Below are 13,979 nucleotides of genomic sequence, written 5' to 3'. Positions count from 1 at the left end.
GCCCTTAATTTAGCAGTGAAAGCCTTAGCACTAAAGCAATCAATGTGACGGTGAGTACAGGAATAGTCATAATGATCCCCGTTTTAAAATAATATCCCCATGTAATGGTCATATTTTTTTGTGATAACACATGCAGCCACAGCAATGTTGCTAAACTCCCTATAGGGGTAATTTTCGGGCCTAAATCAGCACCAATGACATTGGCATACACCATCGCCTGTTGAATAACTCCCGTTGCTTGGCTACTTTCAATGGAAAGAGCGCCGATTAATACTGTTGGCATGTTATTCATGATGGATGATAAAAACGCAGTGATAAACCCTGTTCCTAGTGTTGCTACCCATAACCCTTTATCGGCAAGGTAATCAAGCGTTTCAGAGAGGTAATCCGTTAACCCTGCATTTCTTAAACCATACACGACCAAGTACATACCTAACGAGAAAATAACAATTTGCCACGGCGCACCACGCAACACTTTTTTGGTATTAATCGTATGACCTCTAGCTGCAATTCCCCATAAAATTAAAGCACCAATCGCAGCAATCACACTAACAGGAATACCTAATGGTTCTAAGACAAAAAAACCGATGAGTAATAGCGCTAGCACAAACCAGCCTGCTTTAAACGTCGTCATGTCCTTGATAGCTAAAGCTGGTTCACTCAGTTTAGTGACATCATATTGTTTAGGAATATCTTTACGGAAAAACCAATGTAACATCACCAGTGTCGCAATAATCGCAGCAATATCCACCGGCACCATAATTGACGCATACTCAGTAAAACCAATATTAAAAAAGTCAGCTGAAACAATATTAACGAGGTTAGAAACAATAAGTGGCAAGCTCGCTGTATCTGCAATAAAACCAGCAGCCATAACAAATGCTAATGTCGTGCCTTTGTTAAAGCCAAGTGCAAGTAACATTGCAATCACAATCGGCGTTAATATCAATGCCGCACCATCATTGGCAAATAAAGCCGCAACAGTCGCACCGAGTAACACAATATAGCTAAATAATAGTTTTCCTTGGCCACCACCCCACTTGGCAACATGTAATGCCGCCCATTCAAAAAAGCCACTTTCATCTAACAGCAAACTGATAATAATCACGGCAACAAATGTCGCGGTGGCATTCCACACAATATTCCAAACAACGGGAATATCTTGAAAACTAATCACCCCAAAAATAAGGGCTAATACCGCCCCTGCCGTTGCACTCCAGCCAATACCTAGCCCTTTGGGTTGCCAAATAACGAACGTAATGGTCAAAATAAAAATTAATGCGGCAATAAACATAACAACCTCGTTTAAAAGGTGCTTTTCTATGCACCTTTTTCCAAAAGTAGAACTTATCCTGCGAGCTGACTTAATGCGGATATCCCCACAGGCTCTGTCTCAAGTAAAGGGACAATAGCAACACGCTTTGCCAATGTTGATGCCACCTTTTCAATCTGAGAAACCTCCTGCTCTGCCCTTGAAAGTAACAATGGTGAGGTTGTTTCTGTGATAGATAGGCTATTATTAATCACCCATGCCCACGGGTGTATATCTGCACGTATTAAATCATTTTGTAAGTTTTCCGCCTCAAGCACAGGTGTTGTTTCAGCAAGTGTCGTAATAATCACTTTTGTCCTTTCAGGATCTTGCAATTGCATCATAGGGGTTAAGAAGTGTCCCTTCCCTCCCATTTTCTTAGCAATTTCTTTATGGTATGCCCCAGTTGCATCAAGGAGTAATAATGTATGCCCTGTTGGAGCTGTATCCATCACAACAAAACGTTTTCCAGCATCCCTAATAATGCGAGAAAAGGCCTGAAATACCGCAATTTCTTCAGTACATGGGGAACGCAAATCTTCCTCTAGTAATGCCCGCCCTTCTGCATCTAAATCTTTCCCTTTTGTTTCTAAAACATAACTACGATAACGTTCAGTTTCGGCGATAGGGTCAATTCGACTAACTTGAAGGTTGGGTAAAACACCATCGAGTGTTGACTCAATATGAGCAGCAGGGTCGGATGTGGTCAGATGAACATCTAACCCTTTTTCTGCCAGTTTCACCGCTATTGATGCTGCAATCGTTGTTTTCCCTACACCGCCTTTTCCCATTAACATAATCAACCCATGCTGTTGTTGAGATATTTCGCCAACCAGTTCTGACAAAGTAGGTAAAGAAATAGGTTGTTTTGTCGGGGTAGTAGTTGGAACTTGTGGCATGTCATTAGATAACAACTGCTTCAGTGCATCGACTCCAACCATATTGATATTTTGTAAATAAAGAATATCGACAGGTAACGAGCGTAGTGCTTCAGGCATAGACGCTAATGCGGCTTGTTCACGAGAGTAGAGCGCATGGGATAACTTATCATTGTCAGTTATCGCCGTTTCGGGGAAAACACCATTAACGATCAATTGCTGATTTTTAATCCCCAGAGAAGATAACTCATTGTAGGTTCTCGCAACTTCTCTTAACGCAGCTGACTGAGGACGTGCAACTAATAGTAACCTTGTTAGCGAGTTATCACTCAGCGCTTCCACTGCCATGCTGTACTGCTCGCGCTGTTTTTCAAGGCCAGACATTGGCCCTAAACATGTCGCTCCGTCAGGGTTATCGCTGATAAAATCACTCCATGCACTCGGGAGTTGTAGTAAACGAATGGTATGCCCCGTTGGTGCAGTATCGAAAATAATATGGTCAAACTGACGGGTAATTTCTGTATTAGTCAACAACCCAGTAAATTCATCGAAAGCAGCAATCTCTGTTGTACAGGCACCTGATAGCTGCTCCGTAATACTTTGAATTACCGCTTCAGGTAAACTTTCTTTGATGGGATTAATAATTTTATTTCGATATTCTTCGGCAGCGGCTTGCGGGTCTATTTCAATCGCAAATAGGTTTGGCACTAATGTTATTGGCTTAATGTGGTTTCCAATTGATTGAGAAAATACTTGCCCCACATTAGAAGCCGGGTCAGTACTTACCAATAAAACTTTTTTTCCTTCCTCTGCCAATTTGATTGCTGTTGCGCATGAAATCGAGGTTTTACCGACCCCACCTTTTCCTGTAAAAAATAAATAGTTAGGTGCGTTATCTAAAAATTTCATTGTATATCCCTCGTTAACAACATGTTTTATCGTTACCACAGCACGGCTTAATGACCTCAACCTTCTCAATATTCATACGAATTCCAAACCATCTAGCAAGCTCATGGCGTTTAGGATATCGACCAGTCAACACAATCTCACCATCAAGAATAAATAGAGGGAGTGATTCCGCCCCCGCGGTTTCCAAAAATGTTTTCACTTTTGTATTGTCAACAAACGCTATAGGTTCTTGTGCTAAGTTAAAACGCTTTACATTCGCCCCTTGTTTTTTTAACCAATCTACATCTGTTGCGAAGTCTACTAATACTTGGTCGACTTCTGTTCCACAAACACCAGTGCTACAGCATAGCGCTGGGTCAAATACTTCTAATCTTTTCATATCTCAACCTTATATATGTTTTTTCGAATATGTTAATTTAAAAAATTTTATGCCGAACAATGACCCACTGACACTTTTGTCTCTAGGCTCTTGAGCAAATCTGCGATTCTATTTTTCTCGGTTGCATAGGTGACATCAATGATATTTTTTACCCATGGAAGTAATGTTGGAGATAAGCGATAGTGAACCCATTTACCCTGTTTAGAATCAAGCAAAAGACCGTATTCTCTAAGCATCGCTAAGTGACGAGATGTCTTGGGCTGTGATAAATTTAATGCGGTATAGATATCACAAACACACAATTCACCTGATGCTTTTAAAAGCAACACGATGTTTAGCCTTGTTTGATCGCCTAAAATTTTAAACAGTTGTAATGGTTCCATACATGCTCCTTTACTCTCTACTATGTATAATATATACACGCCAAACACATACGTCAAAGCATATATGTCTTTTAACTATAGGTTATCCTATCCCCCCTTCAGGCGATGAGCCATCACGCTATGGCAATATTTCATATTGAATTATGCGGAATGATGACTCAAAACTGCGTACTATTTACCACGATTGCTGAACAAGCAAAGAAATATAAAATAACAGTATTAGGGAATTGCTGTACAAGTGTTTCACCCGTGATTCATGCTGTTGCATTAAAAGGCTTATCGAGAATAACAAATGTGATTTAAAGCGGTAATTGGGTTATTTTTTCTATAGATATTATTGCTAGCAAAAGTGTCAAAAGTAATAACCTATACCTATGATTTATTTAACTTTATTAAATATCATAGGGAATAAAAATAACCCTCACCAACTTCATTTAAAATGGAATTGTTTGTTTTTATTAGTATTTAGAGATTCATAAAAAATCATTAAATACATAGGAGCAAAACTAACCACCCATTTTATTATTTTTTTTCCAAATTATAAAATGGATAACCCCTAAACCACCATGACCATAAATATAAATCTCAATTAAAATAGTGAGTGACTTATGAATACTCCTAGCCTCTAAAGCAAATGGAGACTGCTGTAGCCATAAAATAAACCATGTTATACCTGACAAAATAACAATTGATAAAGCCCCCAACCCCAACCCTTGAACTGTTGCAGCAAGTCCTTTAGGAGAGCTATCTGGTAGCTTTTTAGCTAAAAGAGAATTTATATCTTCTTTGATTTGTTTAAAATCCCCCCAGAGATAGGGATAAAAATATTTAAAACCGCGTTGATTAAAACAAGATACGACTAAAAAGAACGTTAAAAAAAAGAGCACAAAACCAGAAATAATATGAATCCAAGTAAATAAATAAGCCATATCAAAAAAAGGAGGAACGACTGACTTTGTTCCTGTCATCCAATTACTAACAATGATTTGCGATATCACTAAAACTAAAATTAATAAATGTAAAATTCTTATTTTTTTAGTCTGATACAGGCCAAAAAAATCCCAAATCGATTTAAATATGCTCACAGTATCTCACCTTTCTTTTTATAATATTTCATTTACACAAAATTTATTAGTTTATAACTCGACTACCTCGTACTGCCAAACCTTGACTGCAGAATATTATATATGAAAAATAACATACATCTACTGTTCAATTATGACTCTCTTTTTGTGATAATTATATTTATCATTATAAGGGTGATTAAATTAGACAAGGGTTTACAGACTTTTTACTAAAATTTCAGAAGATAATAAATTACAGAGAAAGGTGTCATTCGCTCAACAAAAAAACACCTTATCTTATTGAAATTTGATTGAAATATATTTTCACCATAACTATTTTTTATAGTAAAACTATAAACAGTTTACGATTTAAATTATTACAAGATTTTTATGCGCGGGAACTATTAGCTTTGATATTTCAAAGTTACGATAGTAGCGTTAAACAAAGAATGACTTTATATGTTTAACGCTATATTTTGGAAAAACCATCCATTTCCGATAGTTTTAATTACCCGAGAAATTACTTATAACTTCATACGTCAATGAATCATTAGAACTATTTATAATTTTTAGTTTTACATTCCCATAAGAAATAACATTGCTTTTTTTAAGGTTATATTGAAGATTGTTTCCAAACCCTTGATTTTCAATGTTTGAGCCTATTTTTCTGTAGCTAATATCTACTATTTGATTATTTATCCCATTAAAAATCAAAGCCTGCTCAAATGAATTACCATCAGGGTTATTTAACTCAAGATATTCAATTTGGGCTTTATCACTACAAACAGCAACATTTAAGTCAGTTACAATACAAATTTCATTAGCATTGGCTCCTTTCTTTATTAAAATTGAACTCCATGGCTGACCAAGAGCCTCAACGACAACAGAACCGGAGTCAATGGTTTGAGCTGGCATATAGAAATCACCTTTGTCACTTGAACCAACTTTTTTGAACACACCAGGAATAATTTTATAAGCCAAGTCTATTTGTATTGGGTTCAATACCTTAATCGCTTTCAGCTCGCTTATATCACCTTCCCTAACTAAACTTTGACCTATGATGGCACGATTAACACTACCTACTTTCGGCTCACTTATTTTATGTGAATCTGGCGTGTAATTATATTCGGTCACTGCACACCCAGATAATGAAAGAATACAACTAACAGAAACTAACAAATTTTTCATTTAATAAGACCCGTGGAAAAAAACATATGTGGACATCAAAGGTTACATTTATAAACAAGTTCTAACAAGCAATTCTCTGCGCTCCTGTTAGCGGATAACCACTAAATCACTCATAGTAACCTGTAACTTTCTTCCTTTCTGGCAGGTCACCCGCTACAACGCGTTAATTTAGAGGTGGCTTGACTTTTTCAGCATCCTGAATAGCTCTGATTCTTTCCATTTGAGTCATTATTACCATTACAGGTTTTAAAAATTACTGGTAAGAAGTTATCCCACCTTATACCTATAATGAGTCTGTCGTCGTTTCAGTGATCAATTTAGTACTATCATAAGGCATAGATAACGGGCGCATTATCGCTGTACGAATTCATGGGCTTAGCTATCAAGCTAAAGGCGGTAAAGTATGGGATAAGGATATTGTAGGTAAGCTTATTTAATTATAAAACAGGTAGAGGGGCGGTTTTAGCTAACTAACTCGCCCTTCTAACAAAAAAGGATTAGGAGAAACTATATTAGCTATGTTTAATAAAGACAGTTAGAAGATGACCAGTCTTTAATTAATCCATTTTTATCGGTAATAAAGTTATCTACGCATAAGCGAGGGTTATTAAGGTACGGGTCATTAGAACTGTTTTGGGTTTTCTTAAAGGTATACTGAGATCCCCCATCCTGTCTCTTATGAACCCCAAAAGGGCTGCCCCTTTGCATTATTAGGTCATCTATAGATTTACCAATCCAACTTTGGCGGCGATTTTTGAATTCATACTCCTCTTTTTCTCTTTCTAATTGTGCTTTTGATTTCATTGCAGTGGTGTTATTTCCATTGTTTTTGTGCTTTGCACCAGGGACACCCGTTAATGCATAAGTTATATCTGATATGGTATCTCTATGTTTCTGAGTACAACCACTTAATATGATCAGTGAAACTAAAATTATACTTAAATTGAATTTTTTATTCATCGAAGATAGCTCAAAATTAATAATTATTAATTATTTCATGTGGATATGAAATTTAAGTGTATCTTATACTAACTATAGTAATTATTAGACATATGAGAATCATCCGATATTGAAATAAACACAACCTACCCCCCAAATATTGCGCCGTTCAAAACGGTACGAAAGATATCGCATGGCTATTTTTTCGCTCTACCAATTACAATCTCTTACTAAAACTTTTTTATCATAATAATCTATTGACCTAATCATTTTTATACATCTGATATTGTGAACGATAATTAATTTCAATCTGAAGTTTTCTGTGGTAGTAAACTGAGAACAACAATTAATAGTAGGCAATTATTGGATAAATACAGCCATTAATAGGCTTCAATACTCTATTCCCCTTCAAGACCAACTACGAATTCACTCTTTTTCTCGCGATTTAAGCACGGTTTTTCTTGGTGATATTCACGATCACATACTGTGATTACTCAATCCTGAACGCTGTGTCAGTCGTTCTATTCTTATCCACGTTTTGTGGTTACGAGAACCATTCAGGATAGTCGGTTATCTCCATGAGATATCCATAAAAACGCCCCCTATATGTTGAATGATATGTCCAACTTTTTGGGTGCAATTCATAAGCGGGTTAGTTTTTGATGGCTACTGAGCTCTTCCTAAATGAAACCTATCAACCCTATCAATACGTATTCTCCATAAGAATAGTGGCATATCTGCGGATGGGTGGCTTAGTATTTTAACGTCTTTCATGTGTAGTGTTGTTACTATTTTTAATGGATTTGCGTCAAAGTCAGCAATTAAATGGTTGTAATAAAACTGAATAATTTCACCACATTAAGAGGTAGCTTATCCATAGGATATATTATCATTACCAATTTAAATTGTATTTCTGATTAATTGCACCAATGTAAATATCTATTTAGTAAATTATATCGTGTTCTATTTAGTTGTCTTGTTATTAAAATAGTACAGACTTAATTAATAAAAATGTATGAAATTACTAGTTACAATGCACATAATTAAGATAAATTTATTTATCTGCACAATAACCAATCATGATTAATTTTGGCATTTAACTCTAACAAGTTAACTTTTGGTGCTTTCAAGTTTTACATCGGTATTTATTGGTAATATAATCGGCTAAATTCATTATTCCTATCATGTAGTAAAGTAGAAATAAGAAAATCGTAATATTTTACAGTTTATATAATTAAAGCAATTGTTTGGGTTTGTTATATTTTAAAAATTATACTGCGATGTAAATTTACTACCTACAATAGTTAATGTCGCCAAATATCTCTTTATAATGGGATAGTCGTATGAAAGATTTAATTCTAGGGGGTACGGTTTTTATACCCGGTATTGCTTTGGTATTTTTTTTAGGTTTCTTTTCTTGGTTATTGATTAGGGTGGTTTACGCAAATTTAGTGTGCAAATATGAATATGCGGGGAGTTTATTCGATATTTCCATACTATTTTTCTGCGTTTTGGCCGTTCATTCATTATTAATTTATAGTTGGTAATATAATGAATATAAAGAAATACTTATTAATTATTATATCTGTTTTTATCATCATTTCGTCTATATATTTATTATGGAACCATTATGCATTAAGTCCATGGACTCGTGATGGTAGAGTGCGCGCTGAAATCAACCAAGTGACAGCTGAGGTTTCAGGGAAAATTGAACAATTGATGGTCATTGACAACCAAGAGGTCAAACAAGGTGAATTGTTACTCATCGTTGACCCTACTGATTATGAAATTAAACTATGTCAATCTGAATTAGAACTTAATGATTTAGTAGTTCAATACAATTTTGCAAAGAACCAATTAGCAAGGCGGACTAAATTAAGTCAAGTTGCAATATCTAAGGAAGAGCTAGATGATGCTAGAGCCCGCCAGGAAAGCTTAGCTAAGAAAATTGAATTAGCAAAAGTGAAGATTGAAAAAGCTAAACTTGACCTATCAAGAACACAAATTCATTCACCAGTAAATGGTTTTATTACTAATTTGAATTTACGTTCAGGGAATTATATTAATGCAGGTTCCCCTTTATTTGCGATCGTTGATAAAGACTCTTTCTATGTGATTGCTTATTTAGAAGAAACTAAAATGACCAATGTTGTGGTTGGTGATAGTGCAAGTATAAAGTTATACAGCAACAATCATGAATTAAAAGGCAAAGTACAAAGCATTGGTAGAGCAATTGATGATAACAATTCCACGACAGGGAGTCTGTTACTTGAAAATATACAGCCTAACTACCCGTGGGTTCGATTAGCGCAAAGAGTACCAATTAAAATATCATTAAATGGCACTCAAGGAGTTACACTTATACCGGGTACGACTTGCACTGTATTTATTGAAGACTAAGTGATGAAACTAAACTGGATATTCGCAGTTAAATATATGCTAGCGATTTTATTGGCTTGGTATATATCTTCATATTTTGGTTTTGATAAGCCCTATTGGTCAATGATGACGGTCGCAATCATTGGCTATCCAGACCCATCATTAAGCTTGGCTAAAATGGTGGCACGGCTTGCTGGAAGTTTTATTGGCGTTATAGCAGTAACATTAATCGCTAATATTAGTATCAGTGACCACTGGCTGTTTACCGCCCTGATTATTATTTGGCTGTCAGTATGTTTATTTATGGCGCTGACCTCACGTTATATGATGCCTTATATGTTTTCACTTTCAGGGTATACTTCTGCAATTATTGCTTTTGGTACTTCAGTTTATCCATTGCCTATGACTATATTTAATTTGTCTCAAGAAAGGCTAATGGAGGTCATGATAGGTATCATTATTTATACATTTATTAGTTATGCTTTGCCAAATAGAACGAATAATCTACAAACAGTTCTACTGAAAAGAAAAATAAGTACGGATAGAAAAGATGTGTTATCAAGTGTGTTCAAAGGAAACTATGATAATACGATGAAAAATCTATCTATTATCATTGCTGATAGTATTGCCCATGATGAAGTGAGTAAATATGAAAGTCATTTTTTATCTTTTAAAAAGGCACACAGTAAGGTATTAAAATTACCTATGCTGGTCACTATATCTATTATTGGTTTAGTCGATCGAGCATTTTTACAGTATGAAAAATATAATCAAATATTAAGCTTGAAGAACAAGGTTGATAATCCCTCTACCTCTCAGTTTTATGTTTTTTTTGATTGGAAAGATGCTTTTTTAAATACATTACGGTTAGTTGTAAGCCTAGTGATTAGTGTCATTTTTTGGCTTAATACTGGTTGGGAATATGGCTACATATTGCCTGTGCTAGTGAGTATTTCTTTTACTTTTGGGGTTACTATTCCCAATGCTAATAAGCTTGCTTTTATTGTATTTATTGTTGCTCTGTTGGTTATCGCACTTAGCTATGTATTGAAGTTTTTCTTTTTAATACAAGCATCAAGCTTTATGCAAGCAGCTTTGATTATGACCCCTGTTTTCATCCTTTTAGGTGTCCTGAAAACAGTCGGTAAATTAGCATTTCTGATTTCACATATTATGTGTATTTCATTAATATTTTTAATTAATTTTACTAATCCAATGAGCTTTGATTTTGTCTTTTTTGCTAATACAGCCATAGCACTTATTTTTTCTATCATTATAGTGATCTTGATGTTGTATATCATCCCATTGAGTAATACACAGCAAATAGAATCTCGTAAAGTTAATTTTATTTTACAGAAGATAAATACAATACCGTTAAATGAATTGGCTCTCATAAAAATCCGTAATACCTTACTAATGAATGTGAATTCATTATATGAACATAAAAATATTAACCAATTTTACGTGTTAATTGCATTGATTAGCCTATATGAATTATCGGAATCTGAGCAGGTAAGAAAGCTGATAGTAAGTATCATTAATGCAGTATCAATAAAAGATGATAAAGATAATATATTGAAATCTCTTAATGGTACTGAAAAATTTTATTCTGATATTAATGTAAAGTATGCCAAAGACGTTATTGGCTTGTTGTTATAACCATAAATATATGAGGTGGTCATGTTTGAATTATTAACTGCAATAGGTATTGGGTTAGTGGTATTGTTGCCATTATCAAATCCACTAACTACAGTTGCATTGTTTCTTGGTTTATCAGGTGGAATGACAATTGAGGCTCGTAAAAAAACTATAAAAATGACGCCTGTATATGTCTTTTTTATTATGTTGGCCTCATGGTATTCAGGGCAAGCGATCATGAATACCTTTGGTGTTACTATTCCTGGTTTGAGGATTGCAGGTGGTTTTATTGTTGCCTACATTGGTTTTCGTATGTTGTTTCCTATCGCTGAAAATAGCCGTAATGTTGAAGGGGGAAAAGCGGTAGATAATACATCTAGTATTGCATTTGTTCCTTTAGCTATGCCAAGTACTGCAGGGCCAGGTACTATAGCGATGATTATTAGTATGGCTTCATCAGTAATCACCAATGAAAGCGCTTACCCACATTGGGTTGTTATTATCGCTCCACCGCTGGTATTTTTAATTTTTTCTGTGATCCTGTGGGCCAGTCTAAAAAGCTCAAATCTTATTATGAAGTTTTTTGGTAAAAGCGGTATTGATGCAATATCTAGGCTGATGGGATTTTTACTAGTTTGTATGGGCGTGCAGTTTATCATTACGGGTATAGGAGAACTCACACGTTCTGGTTTTTTTAGCTAGTTTTGATCAATGTTATCGTGTATTGCTCTGATTTAATATATAAATAACACCTTATTCAGCTCTTACTCCTCAACTGAATAAGGTGTTATAGCGTTTTATTTTTCATCGCCAGTCAACAAAGGTGATAAATTAATATCGAATAGTATTAATTATCTTTACCATCTCTAAATCCTTTTAGAATATACAAAAAATACATTAGTGAATATGTTATTACTTAATTTTTAAATATAGTTACTAACTATTTGAAATTACAATGCCTTTTCATATTTACATGAGAAGTGGATATAATTTAAATATAATGTTAAAAAACTATCTAACTACCTTTGTTAACGAGCCCGAAAATCATCATTCTTATTCCCCTACCAATAATCAACTATTCCCCATAAAAACTAATTACTTTTAGGTTTGTATTTAGCCCTGTAAACCCGTTTTTCATCATTAACACACTCCAAGGTAAACACTTCATCTATTGATCCGACTCTTACTTTAAAGTGTGTGCTGCTATCAACATCAATTACTGTTGGGTAGGCGTTACTGAAATTAGAAATTACAATCTTTGCTATTGATTTACATTCATTAAATAGCATTTTAGAGCTATCAAACTTATCCAAAACGGGGGTTTCGCTATTCGGGATTTTATTGGTAACAGTCATCTCTAATAGCTCTAAGGGAGTATAAACAACGGTAGGCTTCTCCTTAGCGATACCAAAAACTGGAATTAACATACATAACCATATTATTTTCTTTATATTTTTATATCCATTAATGTTACCAATAAATGATTTAATCAAAATCGCTATCATGTTGAACGGACCTATTTTTTGTCTTATAAAAAGGTATGGTCGACACTACTCGATTGTTATCCACTAGAAAACAGAAAGCACTGCGCCCTATGGTGTGTAAGAATCTCACGCTATCAGCTCTAATGTGAATATCTACCATATCAATGATTGGCTTCTCACACATTACAATTATACATATAAAGCCAGCCTTTTATCTTTACCAGCATATCTATATTTTATACGCCAATACTTAGAGCCATTCGGGGCAACTTCTAAATACATGGCTAAAGCCGCGACAGAAAAACCCATCAATTATCTACAAATATCTTTTCAGCAAGACTGATACAGTAAGTATTGATATCGTATTTGAAAGAGCACTAATTCACCACACTAATGATTACAATAGTAATTATAATGAAATCCATAGAATTCTAAATGATTATGGGTATTTTATTATTCAGGATAGAAGCATGAAAATGTTGCCCTATCGGGTGGAGAACAACACTTACGTGGTTTCCTCTTTGAATGCTTTCCAAACTGATTGAAATTGGAGCTATACGCAGTCCAATTCAGCAACAAATTGAAACTGTATTACAGCAATATGGCTTCAAACTTGTTTCCTCACAGTTTTTTTGTGAGGCGCAACGTGTTTATGAAAACTTTTCTTCCCTAGAGCGAGATATTAGCGCTCGTACAAACCGCTCCATTTGCATGAGTTAGATAATAATGAAATTACCTTTTTAACAAACACATTAACCCAACTTATCCAAAAATTATTAAATAATATTATTGGTATATTTGGGGCGCAAAAAAAATTATTGATTCTATTTACTTTTATTTCTAGCACTTCAAGAGACTCTATGACTATCCAATATTTCAGTCGCCATACATCGCAGTTATCTAATGACCAAAAAGAGGTTATCTACACTTTGTTATATCAAAGCTTTGACTGTGATTTTTCTCGAGATGACTTTCAGCATGCTTTAGGCGGCATGCATATTTTAGCTTACGACCAAAAACATGTTGTTGGCCACGTATCCATTGTTCAGCGCAATATGGCATTAGGTCATCACCCAGTCACTGTCGGTTATGTTGAAGCCATGGCAGTATTAGAAAGTTATCGCCGCCAAGGTATTGGTCGACAGCTCATGCAGGAAACCAACAAAATTATAGAAAACTGTTATCAACTCGGCTTACTTTCTGCATCTGAAGAGGGTTTTCCTCTATATCAATCAGCAGGATGGCATGTTTGGGAAGGAAAGCTGTATGAACTCAAACAAGGCTCTTATATTCATTCCATTGATGAAGAAGGCGGCGTTCTTGGGTGGACAAAAGATAAAACGATTGATTTTTCCCAACCACTCTATTGCGATTTTCGCAGTGGTGATCAGTGGTAACAGCTTGAAGATAATTTATAACGATACTG

The 13,979-nt window shown here is 35.0% G+C and carries 14 protein-coding genes and 1 pseudogene; 6 read left to right on the top strand and 9 right to left on the bottom strand.

The window, feature by feature from the left end; translation table 11 throughout:
- Nucleotides 1-4 precede the first annotated feature (4 nt).
- Genes ABE954_RS06330 through ABE954_RS06315 form a run of 4 tightly spaced genes read right to left on the bottom strand, consistent with a single transcriptional unit; the run spans nt 5 to nt 3,861 of the window.
- Nucleotides 5-1,294, bottom strand: coding sequence for an arsenic transporter (locus ABE954_RS06330; protein ID WP_210787009.1), 1,290 nt, complete (start codon nt 1,292-1,294; stop codon nt 5-7).
- A gap of 53 nt (nt 1,295-1,347) precedes the next feature.
- The gene (gene arsA / locus ABE954_RS06325; RefSeq protein ID WP_131680675.1) at nt 1,348-3,099 is read right to left on the bottom strand and encodes an arsenical pump-driving ATPase; all 1,752 of its coding nucleotides are present in this window, start codon (nt 3,097-3,099) and stop codon (nt 1,348-1,350) included.
- Nucleotides 3,100-3,112: 13 nt separating this feature from the next.
- Nucleotides 3,113-3,478: an arsenite efflux transporter metallochaperone ArsD gene (gene arsD, locus ABE954_RS06320; protein WP_071548315.1), complete on the bottom strand. Its 366-nt coding sequence runs from the start codon at nt 3,476-3,478 to the stop codon at nt 3,113-3,115.
- A gap of 47 nt (nt 3,479-3,525) precedes the next feature.
- A complete protein-coding gene (locus ABE954_RS06315; RefSeq protein ID WP_042845301.1) occupies nt 3,526-3,861 on the bottom strand; it encodes a metalloregulator ArsR/SmtB family transcription factor in 336 nt (111 codons plus the stop codon).
- A 105-nt stretch (nt 3,862-3,966) separates the two neighbouring features.
- Between ABE954_RS06315 and ABE954_RS06310 the strand changes: the two genes are divergently transcribed.
- Nucleotides 3,967-4,164 carry an isochorismatase family protein gene (locus ABE954_RS06310; protein WP_336298933.1) on the top strand — a complete coding sequence of 66 codons (198 nt, stop codon included), beginning with the start codon at nt 3,967-3,969 and terminating at the stop codon, nt 4,162-4,164.
- 203 nt (nt 4,165-4,367) lie between these two features.
- Here the strand turns inward: ABE954_RS06310 and ABE954_RS06305 are convergent, their stop codons facing one another.
- The 3 genes from ABE954_RS06305 to ABE954_RS06295 all read right to left on the bottom strand — a co-directional run bounded on the left by ABE954_RS06305 (nt 4,368) and on the right by ABE954_RS06295 (nt 7,073).
- On the bottom strand, nt 4,368-4,946 hold the full coding sequence (locus ABE954_RS06305; RefSeq protein WP_129466254.1) for a cytochrome b/b6 domain-containing protein: 579 nt from the start codon (nt 4,944-4,946) through the stop codon (nt 4,368-4,370).
- A gap of 483 nt (nt 4,947-5,429) precedes the next feature.
- Nucleotides 5,430-6,113 carry a hypothetical protein gene (locus tag ABE954_RS06300; RefSeq protein WP_071548316.1) on the bottom strand — a complete coding sequence of 228 codons (684 nt, stop codon included), beginning with the start codon at nt 6,111-6,113 and terminating at the stop codon, nt 5,430-5,432.
- 522 nt (nt 6,114-6,635) lie between these two features.
- Nucleotides 6,636-7,073, bottom strand: a complete 438-nt coding sequence (locus tag ABE954_RS06295) for a hypothetical protein (RefSeq protein ID WP_048608041.1) — start codon at nt 7,071-7,073, stop codon at nt 6,636-6,638.
- 1,530 nt (nt 7,074-8,603) lie between these two features.
- Between ABE954_RS06295 and ABE954_RS06290 the strand changes: the two genes are divergently transcribed.
- Genes ABE954_RS06290 through ABE954_RS06280 form a run of 3 tightly spaced genes read left to right on the top strand, consistent with a single transcriptional unit; the run spans nt 8,604 to nt 11,771 of the window.
- Nucleotides 8,604-9,452: an efflux RND transporter periplasmic adaptor subunit gene (locus ABE954_RS06290; RefSeq protein ID WP_371025803.1), complete on the top strand. Its 849-nt coding sequence runs from the start codon at nt 8,604-8,606 to the stop codon at nt 9,450-9,452.
- A 3-nt stretch (nt 9,453-9,455) separates the two neighbouring features.
- Nucleotides 9,456-11,090 (top strand): FUSC family protein, encoded by a 1,635-nt coding sequence (locus ABE954_RS06285; protein WP_071548318.1) that lies wholly within the window; start codon nt 9,456-9,458, stop codon nt 11,088-11,090.
- A 21-nt stretch (nt 11,091-11,111) separates the two neighbouring features.
- Nucleotides 11,112-11,771, top strand: a complete 660-nt coding sequence (locus ABE954_RS06280) for a MarC family NAAT transporter (protein WP_281110446.1) — start codon at nt 11,112-11,114, stop codon at nt 11,769-11,771.
- A gap of 389 nt (nt 11,772-12,160) precedes the next feature.
- Here ABE954_RS06280 and ABE954_RS06275 read toward each other — a convergent pair whose 3' ends face one another.
- Both ABE954_RS06275 and ABE954_RS06270 read right to left on the bottom strand, forming a co-directional pair.
- On the bottom strand, nt 12,161-12,574 hold the full coding sequence (locus ABE954_RS06275) for a hypothetical protein (RefSeq protein ID WP_206227027.1): 414 nt from the start codon (nt 12,572-12,574) through the stop codon (nt 12,161-12,163).
- A gap of 171 nt (nt 12,575-12,745) precedes the next feature.
- Nucleotides 12,746-12,835 (bottom strand): annotated as a pseudogene (locus tag ABE954_RS06270) (Arm DNA-binding domain-containing protein); the annotation flags it as partial.
- Nucleotides 12,836-12,864: 29 nt separating this feature from the next.
- Here ABE954_RS06270 and ABE954_RS06265 point away from each other — a divergent pair.
- Both ABE954_RS06265 and ABE954_RS06260 read left to right on the top strand, forming a co-directional pair.
- Nucleotides 12,865-13,098: a methyltransferase domain-containing protein gene (locus ABE954_RS06265; protein WP_369104873.1), complete on the top strand. Its 234-nt coding sequence runs from the start codon at nt 12,865-12,867 to the stop codon at nt 13,096-13,098.
- Between the two features lie 315 nt (nt 13,099-13,413).
- A complete protein-coding gene (locus ABE954_RS06260) occupies nt 13,414-13,950 on the top strand; it encodes a GNAT family N-acetyltransferase (protein WP_042845323.1) in 537 nt (178 codons plus the stop codon).
- Nucleotides 13,951-13,979 lie beyond the last annotated feature (29 nt).

This window comes from Providencia sp. TYF-12, assembly GCF_041344805.1.
Lineage (GTDB): Bacteria > Pseudomonadota > Gammaproteobacteria > Enterobacterales > Enterobacteriaceae > Providencia > Providencia huashanensis.
Note: the sequence above shows the minus strand (reverse complement) of the source record. Positions and strands in the feature narration are given on the sequence as shown.